The following is a 17913-nucleotide window of genomic DNA, read 5'->3' as shown; positions in this document are numbered from 1 at the left end:
TTCCTGCTCGATCTGGGACCGTTGGCCCCGGCCGTCGCCGCATTGTCTGCCCCGGCAGCCACTTTCACGCTGCCCAAGTTCAGGTTGCCGATGTTGCCGCCACCGAGGTTGACGTTGCCGAAGTTGCCGCTGCCCAGGTTGAGGTCGCCGATGTTTCCGCCACCTAGGTTCCAGTCGCCGATATTGCCCAGGCCGGTGTTGATGTTGGGCAGCGGGAACTTCGGCTCCTACAACCTGGGCAGCGGCAATATCGGCAACATCAATTTCGGTAGCGGCAACGCGTTCGGCAACTTCAACTTCGGCGGTGGTAACGCCAACGGCAGTTCAAACTACGGTTTCGGCAACCTGTTTGGTGACGGAAACTTCGGCAGCGGCAACCACGGTTCCGTGAACTTCGGCAACGGGAATCTCGGTTCCTTCAACCTGGGTAGCGGTAACCTGGGCTCTTCAAACGTTGGATTCGGTAACAACGGGAATTTCAACTTCGGTTTCGGTAACCAGGGCAACAACAATGTTGGTTTCGGCCTCACCGGGGATAACAAATTCGGCATAGGTGACTTGAACTCCGGCGTCGGCAACCTTGGTTTCGGTAACTCGGGCAACAACAACATCGGCTTCTTCAACTCCGGCGACGGCAACTGGGGCTTCTTCAACTCCGGCGACGGCAATACCGGATTCGGCAACGCGGGCTCGGTCAACACCGGCTTCTGGAATGCAGGCTCGACCAACACCGGCTTCGGCAACGGCGGCAGTCAAAACTTCGGCTTCAGCAACGGCGGCGAGGGAAATGCGGGCATTGGCAACGGTGGGCTGAGCAACTCCGGAGCCGGGAACGCGGGCTTCCGAAACACCGGTGATTTCAACGCTGGCGGGGCTACTTTCGGTGAAGGCGGCAACACCGGCTGGTTCAACTCCGGGCATCTCAATACCGGCCTGGGGAACTCCGGGAATCTCAACACGGGGCTTTTGAATGCGGGTTCGGTCAATACGGGTATCGGCGGTGCAACGGATCAACCTGGCACCGTCTCCGGCATCGGCAACATCGGCAGCAACGTTTCCGGATTCAACAACAACGGCACCACGGTGTCCGGCTTCCAGAACATCAACACCGGTGTTTTCACGAGCTCAGGCCTCTTCAACAACGGTTTTGAACTGGTAGGCCTGTACAACACGGGCCTGTTGAACGTCGGCTTCAACAACTCAGGTCTTGCTGGCGTCGGCGCCAACGTGTCGGGAGCTTCCAGCACGGGCTTCGGAACCTCTGGCGACAACAGCTCTGGGGCTTCGAACTCCGGCAATTTCAGCTCGGGCTTCTTCAACCAGGGCGACAACCAGGCGGGCTTCTTCGGCCAGCCCTGACCGCCCGACCCGACCTCAGCGCGCGCCGCTGAGGTCAGCGGGATCCGGGGTGCCGACCAGACGGGTGTTGCTGCCCGGCACGGCGCGTTCGGCTCGGCGCCGAAGTAACGCGTCCAAGGACCACGGTCCGGCGCCGACGACGAGTAGGAACGTGACGGTCAGCAGCTGGGCATACTCCGAGCGCACTTCGTGCAAGACGGCAGCGAACCCGGTCTGCGGAGGAACCGGCGGCAGCGGCAACGGCGAAGTGCCTAGAAACATGGCGATTTTGGTCGTCAGCATCGCGACGATCATCTCGACGATAAACGGAACCGCGATGAACCTGGTGAACAGACCCAGGATCAGCAGGACGCCGCCGACGATCTCGAGGGTCCCGACGAAGTCGGCGCTCAGTTGCGGAAATGGGATCCCAAGCTTGGTGAACCGTCCGACCCCCTGGTTCGGGTAGACGAATTTCAGAATGCCTTCCCAGAAGAACACGCCACCCGCCATCAGCCTGATCAAGATAGTCGCGGCCGGGGCGGCGCTCGGGGGATTTGCCAGCCAATGCCACACCCGTGCGTAGGTGCCGATGGACGCTGGTTTTTGTGTCACGGTGGTCCTCCAACCGAATGTGCTTGAGGCTCACTTCTCGCAAGCCCCTGCGATACATACGGTTGGGGGTTACAAATGGTTCTGGCCGGCAGGCAAAACTCAGTGCAGTAACTGGGCGGCGTGCTCAGCCAGGTCCAGTACCGGCTGCGGAACGATACCCAGCACAACGGTCACCAAGGCGCACACCGCAATTGCGGCCTTGCTGAGCACGCCGGGGGCCACGACCTGCGGGGTGTCGTCGGTCGGTTCGGTGAAGAACATCGACACGATGACCCGGACGTAGAAGTAGGCGGCAACGCCGCTGAAGATCACGCCGATGACCACCAATGGCACCGCACCGCCTTGCGCGGCGGCTTTGAAAACGGCGAACTTACTGATGAATCCGCTTGTCAGCGGGATCCCGGCGAAAGCCAACAGGAACATCGAAAGCATCACGCCCACAATGGGGGAGCGCTGACCCAGGCCGGCCCAGTGCGACAGGGTGGCGTCCTCGGCGCCGTCGGTACGGCGGATCAGGCCGACGATGGCGAACGCGCCCACCGTGCTGAAGCTGTAGGCGACCAGATAGAACATCGTCCCGGACAGACCCGCAGAGTTGTCGGCGATCACGCCGGTGAGGATGAAGCCAACGTGGGCGACCGATGAGTAGGCCAACATCCGCTTGACGTCGGTCTGGTTCACCGCGGTGATCGTGCCGACGCTCATGGTCAGAATGGCGATGCCCCACAGCACCGGGCGCCAATCGCTGTGCAGCGGTGGAAGCGTGACGTAGACGACGCGCAGCAGCGCACCGAACGCCGCGACCTTGGTAGCCGCCGCCATGAACCCGGTGATCGGAGTGGGCGCCCCCTGGTACACGTCGGGGATCCAGGAATGGAACGGGACGGCACCGACCTTGAACAGCAGACCGACCGAGAGCAGAGCGACACCTACCAACGCCATCGTGGTATCACTTTGTGCGGCAAGCGAATCCCGGACCCCGCTCAGGGTCAAGGTGCCCGTTGCGCCGTAGAGCAGGGCGACCCCGTAGAGGAAGAAAGCAGACGAGAAAGCGCCCAGCAGAAAGTACTTCAGGGCTGCTTCCTGCGACACCAGCCGACGGTGCCGGGCCAGCCCACACATCAGATACAGCGGCAGCGACAAGACTTCCAGCGCGACGAACATCGTCAGCAGATCGTTGGAGGCGGGGAACACCATCATCCCGCCGACCGACAGCGTCAGGAGCGGGAAGAGTTCGGTTTGGGCGACACCGGCGCGTTCGGCCTCGAGCTCGGTGTCACTGCCGGGCACCGAGGACGCTTGCGGCGTAAAGGAATCCAGGCCCGCGAACACCTTGCTTTTTTCGGCGGTTCGGAGCGCCGAATGCTGGTTGCGCTCGGCGATGAAGATGACTGCCAGCACCGAAACCAGCAACACGGTGCCCTGCAGGAACAGCGCGGGCCGGTCGATGGCCACCGAACCGAGCAGCGCGCGTTGACCCGAAGCGGGAACCGATCTGGCCACCACGACCACAGCGACGAACGCCGCCGTCAGTCCGCTCAGTGCGAGAATGACTTGCGTCCCGTAGCGGACCTGGCGCGGTAGGAGCGCCTCGACCAGCACGCCGGCAATGGCGACGCCGAAAACGATGAACATCGGTGAGAGCAGGAAATATTCGATGCTGGGGCTGGGCAGCGTCATTGGTGCGGTCCTTCGGCTTTCCGGGGCACGTGATTGGGGCCGCCTATGAGCACGGTCGGCGCGGGATCATGCTGGCCGATGGTGTTCATGGTGCTCTCCACCGCTGGGTTGATGATGTCCAGCACCGGTTTCGGGTAGACCCCGAGCACTAATAGCAGCGCGACCAGCGGTGCGACGACGATCATTTCGCGTCCCACCAAATCACGAATCTTCTCGTTACCCTTGGCCACCGGCCCGGTCATCATGCGCTGGTAGAGCCACAGCATGTAGATGGCGGCCAACACCAGTGCGGTGACCCCGAAGGCCGCCGCGACCCAGTAACGGTTGAAAGTGCCTAACAGGACCAGGAATTCGCTGACGAACGGTGCCAGGCCGGGCAGTGAGAGCGTTGCCATACACGAGACGAGGAAGGTGCCGGCCAGAATCGGGGCGACCTTCTGCACGCCGCCATAGTCGGCGATGTTGCGACTGCCGCCGCGGGAGACCAGGAATCCCGCGATCAGGAACACCGCAGCGGTGGAGATGCCGTGGTTGAGCATATAGAGCGTCGACCCGCTCTGTCCCTGGCTGGTCATCACGAAAATGCCCGCGATGATGAAGCCGAAGTGCGAAATGGAGGTGTAGGCGATCAGGCGCATCATGTCGGTCTGGCCGATCGCCACGATAGCCCCGTAGATCACTCCCACGATTGCGAGCCCTACGATCACCGGGCGGAAATACGCTGAGGCGTCTGGGAATAACTGCAGGCAGTAGCGCAGCATGCCGAAGGTCCCGACCTTGTCCATCACCGCGGTGATCAGCACCGCCGTCGCCGGTGTGGACTCGACAGCGGCGTCGGGCAGCCAGCGGTGAAAAGGCCACAGCGGCGCCTTGATTGCGAACGCGAACATGAAGCCCAAAAACAGTGCCTTGAACACCGCCGGGTCCACGTCGCTGTAGCGGCCCCACTGCACGCCGGTCACGATCTCGCGGAAGTCGAAGGTGCCACCCCCGTGCTGGCTGGTGACCACATACAGACCGATCACCGCAGCGAGCATGATCAGCCCGCCAAAAAGGTTGTACAGCAGGAACTTCACCGCGGCCCGCGAGCGCTCCCGGCCTTGCCCGAACCCACCGATCAGGAAGTACATCGGGATGAGCATCGCTTCGAAGAAGACGTAGAACAGCAGCACGTCCAAAGCGACCACCGAGATCAGCACCATGGACTCGATCGCCAGCGTCAGCGCGACATAGGCGTGCACGCCGCGCGGGTTGGTCTCGCCACCGTCATTCCAGCCGGCCACCAACAGCAGCGGAACCAAAACGGTGGTAAGCAGCACCAGGATCAGCGCGATCCCGTCCACGCCCAGGCTGTAGCCGGCGCCGAAAGCCGGTATCCAGGTGCGCTTCTCGAGGAACTGATAGGTGTCGCCGCTTGGGTTGAATCCGGTTGCGACAACCAGCGATACCGCCAACGTAAGGATGCTCACCGCGACGCCGGTCCACTTGGCGAACTGCCGCAACCCGGGCGGTAGCAGAATGATCAGCACCGAACCGGCCAGCGGCAACAGCCACAGCACGCTCAACCACGGAATGGAATTCATCACAGGTTCACCGCCAACAGTGCGCCGACCACCAGGGCCGCACCAAACAGCATCGACAACGCGTAGTTGCGGGCGAAGCCAGTTTGCAAGCCGCGCAGGCGATTCGAGGTCCAGCTCACCAGTGCGGCCATCCCGTTGACCGATCCGTCCACGCCGGCGTTGTCGACGTCGACCAGCGTCTTCGTCAGTTGCGCACCCGGGCGCATGAACACCTCCTCGTTGAAGGCATCTCCGTATGCGTCGGCGCGTGCGGCCGTCGTCAGCACCGAGACTCCAGCCGGGGCAACCCGCGGAATCTCCGCCTTGCCGCCGTACATTCGGTAGGCCACCGCGATACCGACGACCACCACGGCCAATGCGAGCGAGGTGCTGATCCAGGCCGGGACGGCGTGAGCACTTTCCTCATGCGCGCCGACGACGGGCTCGAGCCAGTGCGCCAACGTGCCGCCGATCGCGAACAGGCCGCCGGAGAACACCGAACCGACTGCCAGCAGGATCATCGGCCAGGTCATCAACGCGGGCGCCTCATGCGGATGCGAGCTTGGCGCCCAACGCTTCTTGCCGAAGAAGGTCATCAGCATCACGCGGGTCATATAGAACGCGGTGATGCCCGCGCCCAGCAGCGCGGTCGCACCGAGCACATAGCCCTTCAAGCCGCCGACGCCCAAGGCGGCTTCGATGATCGCGTCCTTTGAGAAGAAGCCGGCGAACGGCGGCACACCGATGATCGCGAGGTAGCCCAGGCCGAACGTCACGAACGTGATTGGCAGCGCCGCACGCAAACCGCCGTAGCGGCGCATGTCCTGTTCCTCGTGCATGGCGTGGATGACCGACCCGGAACCGAGGAACAGGCCGGCCTTGAAGAAGCCGTGGGTCAGCAGATGCATGATCGCAAATGCGTAGCCGGCCGGGCCGAGGCCGGCGGCCAGCACCATGTAGCCGATCTGGCTCATCGTGGACGCCGCCAACGCGCGTTTGATGTCGTCCTTGGCGCAGCCGATGAAGGCACCCAGCATCAGCGTGACAGCGCCGACGATCACTACCGCGAGTTGCGCGCCGGGCGCCAGGTTGAACACCGGATTGGAGCGCACGATCAGGTAGACGCCGGCGGTCACCATGGTGGCCGCGTGGATCAGCGCCGACACTGGGGTGGGACCTTCCATCGCGTCACCCAACCACGCCTGCAGCGGCACCTGCGCCGACTTCGCGCAGGCGCCCAGCAGCAGTAGCAACCCCATTGCGTTCAGCACGCCCTGACTGGCCCCGGGCGCGCCGGCGAACACGCCGCTGTAGGAAACCGAACCGAAGGTGCTGAACATCAAGAACATGGCCAGCGCCAGCCCTGCGTCTCCGACCCGGTTCATCACAAATGCCTTCTTGGCGGCGACGGCGGCCGACGGCTTGTGGTACCAGAAGCCGATCAGCAGGTAGGAGGCCAGACCGACGCCCTCCCAGCCGACGTAGAGCAGCACGTAGTTATCGGCGACCACCAGCAGCAGCATCGAGGCCAAGAACAAATTGAGGTAACCGAAAAACCTACGGCGGTCTTCGTCTTCGGCCATGTAGGCGATGGAATAGATGTGGATCAGTGATCCGACACCGGAGATCAGCAGCACGAAACACATTGACAATTGGTCGATTTGCAATCCGAAGTCAACCTGCAACCCGCCGACGGGGATCCAGCTGAATACCGTCTGGTGAATAGTCCGCTCTTCGGCGGCCCGGCCAAGCAGGTCGGTCAGCAATGTGACGCCGACACCGAATGCCGACAGTGCGGCGAGGGTACCCAGCCAGTGGCCCCACGCGTCGGTGCGTCTACCGCCGAACAGCAGGATCGCGGCACCCGCCAGGGGCAGCACCACCAGCAACCAGGTGTAGTGAATCATCTTGGCGTTCTCAGCCTTTGAGTAGATTCGCGTCGTCGACCGACGCCGATTTGCGGGCACGGAAAATCGTCATGATGATGGCCAAACCGATCACGACCTCGCACGCGGCGACCACCATCGTGAAGAACGCGATCATCTGGCCGTCGAGCTTGCCGTGCATGCGTGCGAACGTGACGAACGCCAGGTTCACGGCGTTGAGCATCAACTCGACGCACATGAACATCACAATCGCGTTCCGCCGCAGCAGCACCCCGGACGCCCCGATGGTGAACAGCAATGCTGAAAGGTAAAGGTAATTGGCCGGATTCACGACGCGCCGCCCTTCACCGCTTCGGCCGAGGGCGTTTCGAGACCGTCGGCTCCGCGGCTCTTGAGGATCTTCGACACGGACAATTCCGCGTACGAACCGTCGGGCAGCAGGGCGGCCACGTCGACGGCGTTGTGACGCGCGTACACACCGGGGCTGGGCAACGGAGTGGGATGACCACCGGGGCGGAACCTCTCCTCTGCGAGTTCGCGCTGGGTCTTGCGGCGCGAGAACCGCTCCCGGTGGGTGAGGATCATCGCTCCCACGGCGGCGGTGATCAGCAGCGCGCTGGTCAACTCGAAGGCCCACAGGTAGCGCGAGAAGATCAGTACCGCCAGGCCTTCCACGTTCCCGTTGGAGTTGGCCGCGGCCAGCCCGGAGAAGCCCCCGGTCGATACGTTGCCGATTCCGCCGATCAGCAGGACGCCGAAGCCCACGCCGATTACCACACCGGCCACCCGCTGTCCGCGCAGCGTCTCTTTGAGTGACTCCGCGGAGTCCACGCCGATGAGCATCAGCACGAACAGGAACAACATCATCACCGCGCCGGTGTAGACCACTACCTGCACGACGCCCAAAAACAGCGCGTCCTGAGCCATGTAGAACACCGCGAGGATCAACATGGTCATCGCCAGGTACATCGCCGAGTACACCGCGTTGACGGCGAGCACGACCCCGAGGGCGCCGATCAGGGCCAGCGTCCCGAGTACCCAGAACATCACCGCCTCGCCAGTGGAAGTGCGCGCGAGGGACTGTGAGGCCAGATCCAGGGCCAGATCCTGGGCTAGATTCGAGGTCAGGCTACTGGTGATCACCGAACTTCTCCGGCTTCCTGGCTCTCACGCAGACCGTCGGCGGTCACGTTGCCCAGGTAGTAGTCCTTGTCGGTGGCGCCTTCGGCGCGGGGATGCGGCGGCTGGGCCATCCCGGGCTCCAGCGGCGCGAGCAGCCGGTCCTTCTCGTAGATCAAATCGGCGCGGTTGTCATCGGCCAACTCGTAATCGTTGGTCATGGTCAACGCCCGGGTGGGGCAGGCCTCGATGCAAAGCCCGCAACCGATGCAGCGCAGGTAGTTGATCTGATACACCCTGCCGTAGCGTTCGCCGGGCGAAAACCGTTGCTCCTCAGTGTTATCGGCGCCCTCGACATAGATCGCGTCGGCCGGGCAGGACCAGGCGCACAACTCGCAGCCAATACACTTTTCCAGGCCGTCTTCGTACCGGTTGAGCTGGTGACGGCCGTGGTAGCGCGGTGCCACCGGGCCCGGTTTCTCCGGGTACTCCTCGGTGATGTTCTTCTTGAACATCGAGCCGAAGGTGACGCCGAATCCGGCGATACCGTCCAGAAATTTAGCCACGTGCCTTCTCCTTGGTCGCACCGACTGGCCGTTCGAGTGTCTTGAAGGGCAGCGGTGGGGTGGGGAACGCCGGTTTGTCGGCTGACCCGTCGGGGGTGGTAATTGCGATTTGCTTGCGACGCTTGCGTGCGCTGGGCGCGCTGAACGGTCTTCGCAACGACGCGATCAACGCCACGGCCACGACCAGGCTCGCGATCACCAGCACTGCGGTCCAGTGCGGATAGCCCTGGTTACGCAGCCAGCGAATACCGCCCGCGATCATGATCCACAGCAGCGAGACCGGGATCAGCAGTTTCCAGCCCAACGCCATGAACTGGTCGTAGCGGAACCGGGGCAGGCTGGCGCGCAGCCAGAAGTAGATGAACAGGAATGTCCACATCTTGAGGGTGAACCAGAGCACCGGCCACCAGCCGGAGTTGGCGCCCTCCCACATGTTCAGCGGCCACGGAGCGTGCCAGCCACCGAAGAACATCACGGTGGCAAGCGACGACACCGTCATCATGTTGATGTACTCGGCCAGCATGAAAATCGCGAACTTCAGCGACGAGTACTCGGTGTGGAAACCGGCGACCAGCTCGCCCTCGGCTTCCGGTAGATCGAAAGGCGCGCGGTTGGTTTCGCCGACCATCGAAATCAGGTAGATGACGAACGACGGCAGCAGCAGGAACACGTACCAGACGCGGTCCTGGGCCGCCACGATCTGCGACGTCGACATCGAGCCTGCGAACAGGAACACCGCCGCGAACGACAACCCCATGGCCACCTCGTAGGAGATGACCTGGGCGGTCGAGCGCACCCCGCCCAGCAACGGATAAGTGGATCCCGATGCCCAACCGCCCAGCACGATGCCGTACACGCCGATCGCCGAAAGCCCCAGGATGAACAGCACCGCGACCGGAAGGTCGGTCAGCTGCAGCGGCGTCCAATGGCCGAACACCGACACCTCGGGACCGAACGGGATGAACGCGAATGCGGTAAACGCGGGAATCGCGGAGATGGCCGGCGCGGCGAAGTACACGAACCAGTCGATGCCCTTGGGGGTGATGCTTTCCTTGAGCGCCAGCTTGACGCCGTCGGCGAGACTTTGCAGGGCGCCCCACGGCCCCACCCGATTGGGACCGGGCCGCAACTGCATCCAACCGAGGATCTTGCGTTCGAGCAGGATCGCCACGAGCACGTTCAGCATCAAGAACACGAAGACGGCCAGCGCCTTGCCCAGCACTAACCACCACGGATCGTGCCCGAAGGCGGTCAGGCCGCTCATGCTCCAACTCCGATGCTCACCACGGCGCCTAAGTTGACGCCCAACTCCTGATGAACCGCCGAGCCCACCGAGTTCAGCGGCAGCCACACTACCCGGTCGGGCATGTCGGTTACGTTGAGCGGCAAGGTGATTGAGCCGCGTGACGTGCTCACGGTGACGTCTTGGCCGTCGTCGGCGCCGATCTCGGCCGCGGTGTCGGGTGAGAGCCGGACGACGGGTTTGCGTGCGGTACCGGCCAGGTGCGGTTCGCCGTCCTGGCCCCGGCCGGCGTCCAGAAGCAGTCGCCATCCGGTCAACACCGCCTGGCCCGCCTCGGGTTCGGCGGCCGGCGCGGCCTCGACCTTCGGGCCGCTGGCGTGCTTGCCGTCCCAGGTGCCCAGCGCGGACAGTTCCTCGCGGGCCGACTCCACCGTCGAGCAGTTGAGGTGGATTCCGAACTCGTCGGCCAGGGTGTCGAGCACCCGGTGGTCGGATTGACTCGGCTGCAGGGAGCTGCCTCGGAACGCTGGCTCAAAGCCGCGGTAGCGGCCCTCCCAGTTGACGAAGGCGCCCGACTTCTGGGTGGTCGGCGCGACCGGGAAGACCACGTCGGCCCGCTCGGTGACGGCGCTGTGCCGCAGTTCCAGACTCACGACGAACGGTGCCGCGTCCAGGGCGGCCAACACCGCGTCCGGGTCGGCGAAGTCGCCGGGTTCGATGCCGCCGACCAACAGCGCCCCCAGGGTGCCATCGGTGGCGGCCGCCAAGATTCCGTCGGCGTCACGGCCAGGCGCGGAAGGCAATTCGTCGACGTGCCATGCGGCGGCAACCTGCGATCGCGCGGTGTCGTCGGCGACGGGACGGCCGCCGGGCAGTAGAGCCGGCAGGGCTCCGGCTTCCAGCGCTCCCCGTTCGCCGGCGCGCCGCGGCACCCAGGCCAATCGTGCTCCGGTCGAGTCGGCCAATCGGGTCGCCGCGGAGAATCCGCCGGGCACCGTGGCCAGGCGCTCGCCGAGGATGATGACGGCGCCGGGCTTACTGAGCAGGTCGCCCACTTCGCCGGTGGCCAAGCCGTCCAGCGCCGAGGGCTCGGTGCCCGGCGCGGTTTGCAGCAACCGGCCGGACATCTTCGTCAGCGCACGCGTGGCGAACGGGGCGATCGCGTAGATCGGAACGTTGTTCTTGCGGGCGGCTTTACGCAACCGCAGGAAGACGATCGGCGATTCTTCTTCGGGTTCGAACCCGACCAGCAGCACCACCGGGGCGGTCTCCAGGTCGGAGTAGCTGACCGAGACCGGTCGTCCGGCCACCCGTGCCGCCAGGAAGTCCGCCTCCTCCGTCGAATGCGGACGAGCTCGGAAGTCAATATCGTTGCTGTCCAACACAATTCGGGCGAACTTCGTGTATGCGTAGGCGTCCTCCCAGGTGGCTCGACCGCCGACCAGTACGCCGCTACGGCCGCGGGCCGCCGCGAGGCCTCGCTTCGCGGCCACGATGGCGTGCGCCCACGACGCCGGCACCAGCTCACCGCTGCCGTCCCGAACCAGGGGAGTGGTGAGCACATCCGGCTGGGTGGCGTAGGTGAAGGCCCACCGACCCTTGTCGCAGTTCCATTCTTCGTTGACTTCCGGGTCGTCGCCGGCCAGTCGCCGCATCACCTTGCCACGCCGATGGTCGGTGCGCTGTGCGCACCCGGATGCGCAGTGCTCGCACACGCTCGGGCTGGAGACCAGGTCGAACGGGCGCGCGCGGAACCGGTAGGACATCCCGGTCAGCGCGCCCACCGGGCAGATCTGCACGCTGTTGCCCGAGAAGTAGGAGTCGAAGGGTTCGTTGGCGTAGATGCCGACCTGCTGCAGCGCGCCGCGCTCCTGCATGTCGATGAACGGGTCCCCGGCGATCTGCTCGGAGAACCGGGTGCAGCGCGCGCACAGGATGCAGCGCTCGCGATCCAGCAGCACCTGCGCGGAGATGTTGATCGGTTTGGCGAAGGTGCGTTTTTCGTCGGTGAAGCGAGAGTCCGCGCGGCCGTTGGACATTGCCTGGTTCTGCAGCGGGCATTCGCCGCCCTTGTCGCACATCGGGCAGTCCAGCGGATGGTTGATGAGCAGCAGTTCCATCACGCCGTGCTGGGCTTTGTCCGCGGCCGGCGAGGTGAGTTGGGTGCGTACCACCATGTCGTCGGTGCAAACCGTGGTGCACGACGCCAGTGGCTTGCGCTGGCCCTCGACCTCGACCAGGCACTGCCGGCAGGCGCCGACCGGGTCGAGCAGTGGGTGGTCACAGAACCGGGGGATCTGGATGCCCATCAGCTCGGCCGCGCGAATCACCAAAGTGCCTTTGGGGACGCTGATTTCGGTGTCGTCGATGGTCAACGACACCATCTCGGGCTGAGCCAAGCGGTTCTCGGCGTCAGCTGTCTGGGTCATACCGTCACTCCGTCCAAGATGAGCATCGAGTCTCGGGGGTCGAACGGGCAGCCACCTGTCTCGACGTGGGCGATGTATTCGTCGCGGAAGTACTGGATGGATGACATGACCGGGCTGGCGGCGCCATCACCCAACGCGCAGAACGACTTTCCCAAAATCGCATCCGAAATATCCAGTAGCTTGTCCAGGTCCTCGCGGGTGCCCCGGCCGGTCTCCAGCCGCGCGTAGATCTTGTCCAGCCAGAAGGTGCCCTCGCGACATGGCGTGCATTTCCCGCACGATTCGTGTGCGTAGAACTCGGTCCAGCGTCGCACTGCCCGCACCACACAGGTGGTTTCGTCGAAGATCTCCAAAGCTTTCGTGCCCAGCATCGAGCCGACGCCGCCGACACCCTCGTAGTCCAGGGGCACGTCGAGATGCTCGTCGGTAAGCAATGGTGTCGACGAGCCGCCCGGGGTCCAGAACTTCAGCCTGTGCCCGGCCCGGACTCCGCCGGCGTAGTCGAGCAACTCGCGCAACGTGATACCTAGTGGTGCCTCGTACTGCCCGGGATTGGTGACGTGACCGGACAAGGAGTACAGCGTGAAGCCGGGTGACTTTTCGCTGCCCATCGAGCGGAACCAGTCGACGCCGTTGAGGATGATCGGTGGGACGCTGGCGATGGTCTCCACGTTGTTGATCACCGTGGGGCATCCGTAGAGCCCGGCGACTGCGGGGAAGGGCGGCCGCAGCCGGGGCTGGCCGCGACGGCCTTCCAGCGAGTCGAGCAGCGCGGTCTCTTCACCGCAGATGTACGCGCCCGCGCCGGCGTGCACCACCAGTTCCAAGTCGTAGCCGGAACCGCCGATATCGCGCCCGAGGTACCCGGCGGCGTAGGCCTCGGCCACCGCGTTCTGCAGGCGACGCAGCACCGGAACCACTTCGCCGCGAACGTAGATGAACGCATGCGTGGCCCGGATCGCATACGAGGCGATGATGACGCCTTCGATGAGCACGTGCGGTGTCGCCAGCATCAACGGAATGTCTTTGCACGTACCGGGTTCGGACTCGTCGGCGTTGACCACCAGGTAGTGCGGCTTGGCCGCAGGTCCGGTGTCGCCCTGGGGGATGAACGACCATTTGGTGCCCGTGGAGAAGCCGGCGCCGCCGCGGCCGCGCAGCCCGGAGTCCTTGACCATCCCGATCACGTCGTCGGGTTTCATCGCCAGGGCCTTGCGCATGGCCTGATATCCCTGATAACGATCGTGGCGTTCGTAGGTGGCCAGCGACCACGATTCGGGGTCGTCCCAGTACCGACTGATGACCGGGGTCAGCGGGGTGGCCGGGGAGCTAGTCATTCGCGGCCTCCGGAATCGGGGGTGCTTGCATGCCGTTTTCCTGAGCAACCCGTAGGCCGGCCAGGGTGGCCGCGCCGGGTCCGCCCTGACCCTGGTCGGGCCGCTCGTCGCGCAAACCGGCCAGGATGCGCGAGGTTTCGCGGAACTTGCACAGCGGCGCCCCGCGGGTGGGTGCCACCGGCTCACCGGAGCGTAGGGAGTCGACGAGCTCGCGCGCGGACTCCGGTGTCTGGTTGTCGTAGAACTCCCAGTTGACCATCACCACCGGCGCGTAATCACAAGCGGCGTTGCACTCGATGTGTTGCAACGTGACGGTGCCGTCGTCGGTCGTCTCGTCGTTGCCGATACCGAGGTGCTCCTTGAGGTCGGCGAAGATGGCGTCGCCACCCATCACCGCGCACAGCGTGTTGGTGCAGACACCGACCAAATATTCGCCGGTCGGGCCGCGCCGGTACATCGTGTAGAAGCTGGCCACCGCCGAGACCTCGGCCCCGGTCAGGCCCAGCTGCTGCCCGCAGAACTCCAGCCCGGCCGGGGTCAGGTAGGAATCCTCGCCCTGCACCAGATGCAGTAGCGGCAGCAACGCAGACCGCGCGTTCGGATACTTGCCGATGATTTCCTTGGCTTCGGCTTCGAGCCGGTCGCGAACTTCCGCCGGGTAGGTCTGCGGCGCACCCTCGACGACGAACTGGCTGGGTTCTTCCGGAGGTGGCCCGAGCCGCAGAAACACCCGCTCGCCGCTGCCTGCCTCATTTGGGCGACCGTTGTGCTCGGTCACCGGTCCACCCCGCCCATCACCGGATCGATGCTGGCGACCGCTGTGATCAGATCGGCGACCATGCCGCCCTCGCACATCGCGGCGACCGACTGCAGGTTGGTGAACGAAGGATCCCGGTAGTGCACTCGATAGGGGCGGGTGCCGCCGTCGCTGACCATGTGCACGCCCAGTTCGCCGCGCGGTGACTCCACCGCCACATAGACCTGGCCGGCCGGAACCCGGATACCCTCGGTCACCAGTTTGAAGTGATGGATCAGCGCTTCCATCGAGCTGCCCATGATCTTGGCGATGTGCTCGGGCGAGTTACCCATACCGTCGGGACCGACGTACAGGTCTGCGGGCCAGGCGATCTTGCGGTCCTCGATCATGGTCGGCCCGGGCCGCAGCTTGTCCAGACACTGCTCCACGATCTTGATCGACTCCCACATCTCCTTGACGCGAATGATGTAGCGCCCGTACGAATCACAGGTTTCCTCGGTGATCACGTCGAACTCGTAGTTCTCGTAGCCGCAGTACGGTTCGCTCTTACGCAGGTCGTGCGGAAGGCCGGTGGCTCGCAGGATCGGACCGGTGATGCCCAGCGCCATGCAGCCGGTCAGGTCCAGGTATCCGACGTCCTCGGTGCGGGCCTTCCAGATTGCGTTCTCATTGAGCAGGTCGCCCATGTCGCGCAGCGGTTTGCGTAGCTCCTTGAGGGCTTTCGCGATCTCGTCCACCGCGTTGGGGGGCAGATCCTGCGCCACGCCGCCGGGCCGGATGTAGGCGCTGTTCATCCGCAGGCCGGTGATCAGCTCGAAAAGGTTGAGCACGATTTCGCGACCCCGGAAGCCGACGAACATCGGCGTCATCGCGCCCAGCTCCATGCCGCCGGTCGCCAGGGCGACCAGGTGCGAGGAGATTCGGTTGAGCTCCATCATCATCACCCGGATGACGTTGACCCGCTCCGGGATCTCGTCGGTGATGCCGAGTAGCTTCTCCACGCCCAGGCAGTAGGCGGTCTCGTTGAAAAACGGTGCGAGATAGTCCATTCGGGTGACGAACGTGACGCCCTGCGTCCAGTACCGGTACTCGAGGTTCTTCTCAATTCCGGTGTGCAGGTAGCCGATTCCGCACCGCACCTCGGTGACCGTTTCGCCTTCGATCTCCAGGATCAGCCGCAGCACCCCGTGTGTGGACGGGTGTTGCGGACCCATGTTGACGACGATGCGCTCACCGGGATCGGCTTTGCGCGCCGCGTCGACGACCTTGTCCCAATCCTGGCCGCCGGCAACCACGAGGGTCTCCGAAGGGCCGGCGCCGTCGTGCGCCGTGGTGGTGGATGTGCTCATCAGTTATAGCCCCTGCGCTCATCGGGTGGGGGAATCTGGGCGCCCTTGTACTCGACCGGAATTCCGCCGAGCGGGTAGTCCTTGCGTTGCGGGTGCCCGTGCCAGTCGTCGGGCATTTCTATTCGAGTGAGAGCCGGATGTCCGTCGAAGATGATCCCGAAGAAGTCGTAGGTCTCTCGCTCGTGCCAGTCGTTGGTGGGGTAGATGCCAAACAATGACGGAATGTGCGGATCACTGTCCGGCGCAGTCACTTCCAGCCGCAGCCGACGGTTGTGGGTGATCGACTTCAGCGGGTACACGGCGTGCAGTTCCCGGCCTGTCTCGTTCGGGTAGTGCACTCCGCTGACGCCCAGGCAGAGCTCGAACCGCAACTCCGGTTCGTCGCGCAGCCGCTGCGCGACCTGTGGCAGCAGATCCCGGCGCACGTTCAGGGTGAGCTCGTCGCGAAAGACCACGACTTTCTCGATCGCGTCGTCGAAGGAGATGCCTTCGCGGTCCAGCGCCTCGGCCAGCCGGTCGGCGATGTCGTCGAAATAGCCGCCGTAGGGTCGGGGGCTCTCACCCGGCAGTGCGATCTCACGGACCAGCCGCCCGTATCCGGAGGTATCACCGGTACCGCGCACACCGAACATGCCGCGACGGACGTTGATTACTTCCTGTCCTTCCGGCGGGATCTCGGCACCCGGGGTCAGGGCGGCACCCTGCGGGTCCTTTTCCGGTGAACTCATCGCAGCAGTCCGCGCATCTCGATGGTGGGACGGGCCGCCATGGCTGCCTCTTCGGCCTCGGCGATGGCAGTTTCCCGGTTGACGCCCAAGGGCATTTCCTGAATCTTCTCGTGCAGCTTCAGGATTGCGTAGAGCAGCATCTCGGGCCGGGGCGGACAACCGGGCAGGTAGATGTCCACCGGCACCACGTGGTCGACGCCCTGCACGACCGCGTAGTTGTTGAACATGCCGCCGGACGAGGCGCACACGCCCATCGCCAGAACCCATTTCGGCTCGGCCATCTGGTCGTAGATCTGCCGCAGCACCGGCGCCATCTTCTGACTGACCCGCCCCGCGACGATCATCAGGTCGGCTTGGCGCGGCGTTGCCGAAAATCGCTCCATGCCGAATCGCGCGATATCGAACCTCGGGCCCGCGGTCGCCATCATCTCGATCGCGCAGCATGCCAATCCGAACGTCGCCGGCCACAGTGAGTTCTTGCGGACATAGCCCGCTACCTTCTCGACTGTCGACAGCAGAATCCCGCCGGGTAGCTGTTCTTCCAGTCCCACGTCTTACCTACCTCAATCCCACGTCAGGCCGCCGCGACGCCACACGTACGCGTAGGCCACGAACACCGTCAGCATGAAAATAACCATCTCTACCAGCGCAAATGTCCCCAGTGAATCGAAGCTGACCGCCCATGGGTAGAGGAACACGATTTCGATGTCGAAGATGATGAACAGCATCGCGGTCAGGTAGTACTTGATCGGGAAGCGCTGTCCGCCCGGCGCACTACCGGATGCGTCCGATCCGACCACCGACCCAGCTTCGATGGGCTCGATTCCACATTCGTAGGCCGACATCTTGGACCTGTTGAAGCGGGTCGGCCCGGTGATGCTCGCCAGGAAGACCGAGCCCACCGCAAAGGCTGCGGCAATACCACCCAGCACCAAGATCGGTATGTAGACGTTCAACTCGCTCCACGTTTCCGTCGTATGGGCTGCCAGCGCAGCGGCCAGGAGACATCCGGGCTCTCAGCCCAAGAACTTCGTGTGACGGACCGGGCATGTGACCCGTCACAGTGACCTTCAACATAGTCGCGCGACCTCCGGCGCACGTCCCCGGGGTCAAGCTCTTGGACACGGCAGCAGGACACGGCAGCGGGACTGGACGGGACCCGGTCGCGACACCTGGTCGGGACCCGGACGGGAATGGTCAGAGACGAATCAGGGTTGGCAGGGTGGTCTAGCTGTACTGACCACGGACGTTGGTGACGGCGTGGTGAGGTGACAAGACGAAGACCTCCGAGTGGAGTGCGAGCT

16 protein-coding genes are annotated in these 17913 nt (G+C 64.2%); 1 reads left to right on the top strand and 15 read right to left on the bottom strand.

The window, feature by feature from the left end; genetic code table 11:
- Positions 1-1359, top strand: a 1359-nt coding sequence (locus A5634_RS13960; protein ID WP_437339976.1) for a beta strand repeat-containing protein, incomplete at its 5' end; no start/stop codon positions are given.
- 15 nt (positions 1360-1374) lie between these two features.
- Here A5634_RS13960 and A5634_RS13955 read toward each other — a convergent pair.
- The 15 genes from A5634_RS13955 to A5634_RS13885 form a co-directional block, all read right to left on the bottom strand.
- Complete coding sequence (locus A5634_RS13955) at positions 1375-1953, bottom strand: DoxX family protein (protein ID WP_216638739.1); 579 nt, start codon at positions 1951-1953, stop codon at positions 1375-1377.
- Between the two features lie 99 nt (positions 1954-2052).
- Positions 2053-3633 carry an NADH-quinone oxidoreductase subunit NuoN gene (nuoN, locus tag A5634_RS13950; protein ID WP_065144634.1) on the bottom strand — a complete coding sequence of 527 codons (1581 nt, stop codon included), beginning with the start codon at positions 3631-3633 and terminating at the stop codon, positions 2053-2055.
- The gene (locus A5634_RS13945; RefSeq protein ID WP_065144633.1) at positions 3630-5216 is read right to left on the bottom strand and encodes an NADH-quinone oxidoreductase subunit M; all 1587 of its coding nucleotides are present in this window, start codon (positions 5214-5216) and stop codon (positions 3630-3632) included. Before A5634_RS13945 ends, nuoN begins: the two co-directional genes overlap by 4 nt.
- Positions 5216-7102 carry an NADH-quinone oxidoreductase subunit L gene (nuoL, locus tag A5634_RS13940; protein ID WP_065144632.1) on the bottom strand — a complete coding sequence of 629 codons (1887 nt, stop codon included), beginning with the start codon at positions 7100-7102 and terminating at the stop codon, positions 5216-5218. Before nuoL ends, A5634_RS13945 begins: the two co-directional genes overlap by 1 nt.
- Positions 7103-7112: 10 nt before the next feature.
- A complete protein-coding gene (nuoK, locus tag A5634_RS13935; RefSeq protein WP_055580875.1) occupies positions 7113-7412 on the bottom strand; it encodes an NADH-quinone oxidoreductase subunit NuoK in 300 nt (99 codons plus the stop codon).
- A complete protein-coding gene (locus tag A5634_RS13930) occupies positions 7409-8185 on the bottom strand; it encodes an NADH-quinone oxidoreductase subunit J (RefSeq protein ID WP_155769541.1) in 777 nt (258 codons plus the stop codon). The genes nuoK and A5634_RS13930 overlap by 4 nt, the downstream gene beginning before the upstream one ends.
- Before the next feature lie 35 nt (positions 8186-8220).
- Complete coding sequence (gene nuoI, locus A5634_RS13925; RefSeq protein WP_301337110.1) at positions 8221-8787, bottom strand: NADH-quinone oxidoreductase subunit NuoI; 567 nt, start codon at positions 8785-8787, stop codon at positions 8221-8223.
- Positions 8759-10021 carry an NADH-quinone oxidoreductase subunit NuoH gene (nuoH, locus tag A5634_RS13920; RefSeq protein WP_065144636.1) on the bottom strand — a complete coding sequence of 421 codons (1263 nt, stop codon included), beginning with the start codon at positions 10019-10021 and terminating at the stop codon, positions 8759-8761. The genes nuoI and nuoH overlap by 29 nt, the downstream gene beginning before the upstream one ends.
- A gap of 5 nt (positions 10022-10026) precedes the next feature.
- The gene (locus A5634_RS13915) at positions 10027-12438 is read right to left on the bottom strand and encodes an NADH-quinone oxidoreductase subunit G (RefSeq protein WP_065144630.1); all 2412 of its coding nucleotides are present in this window, start codon (positions 12436-12438) and stop codon (positions 10027-10029) included.
- The gene (nuoF, locus tag A5634_RS13910) at positions 12435-13775 is read right to left on the bottom strand and encodes an NADH-quinone oxidoreductase subunit NuoF (RefSeq protein WP_065144629.1); all 1341 of its coding nucleotides are present in this window, start codon (positions 13773-13775) and stop codon (positions 12435-12437) included. Before nuoF ends, A5634_RS13915 begins: the two co-directional genes overlap by 4 nt.
- Complete coding sequence (nuoE, locus tag A5634_RS13905) at positions 13768-14553, bottom strand: NADH-quinone oxidoreductase subunit NuoE (RefSeq protein WP_065144628.1); 786 nt, start codon at positions 14551-14553, stop codon at positions 13768-13770. Before nuoE ends, nuoF begins: the two co-directional genes overlap by 8 nt.
- Complete coding sequence (gene nuoD, locus A5634_RS13900; protein WP_065144627.1) at positions 14550-15881, bottom strand: NADH dehydrogenase (quinone) subunit D; 1332 nt, start codon at positions 15879-15881, stop codon at positions 14550-14552. The genes nuoE and nuoD overlap by 4 nt, the downstream gene beginning before the upstream one ends.
- The gene (locus A5634_RS13895) at positions 15881-16609 is read right to left on the bottom strand and encodes an NADH-quinone oxidoreductase subunit C (protein WP_065144626.1); all 729 of its coding nucleotides are present in this window, start codon (positions 16607-16609) and stop codon (positions 15881-15883) included. Before A5634_RS13895 ends, nuoD begins: the two co-directional genes overlap by 1 nt.
- Entirely contained in the window at positions 16606-17160 is a 555-nt protein-coding gene (locus A5634_RS13890) for a NuoB/complex I 20 kDa subunit family protein (protein ID WP_065144625.1), read from the bottom strand. The genes A5634_RS13895 and A5634_RS13890 overlap by 4 nt, the downstream gene beginning before the upstream one ends.
- 12 nt (positions 17161-17172) lie before the next feature.
- Complete coding sequence (locus tag A5634_RS13885; RefSeq protein WP_065144624.1) at positions 17173-17565, bottom strand: NADH-quinone oxidoreductase subunit A; 393 nt, start codon at positions 17563-17565, stop codon at positions 17173-17175.
- Between the last annotated feature and the right edge of the window lie 348 nt (positions 17566-17913).

It is taken from the genome of Mycobacterium asiaticum (assembly GCF_001673365.1).
Lineage (GTDB): Bacteria > Actinomycetota > Actinomycetes > Mycobacteriales > Mycobacteriaceae > Mycobacterium > Mycobacterium asiaticum_A.
Note: the sequence above shows the minus strand (reverse complement) of the source record. Positions and strands in the feature narration are given on the sequence as shown.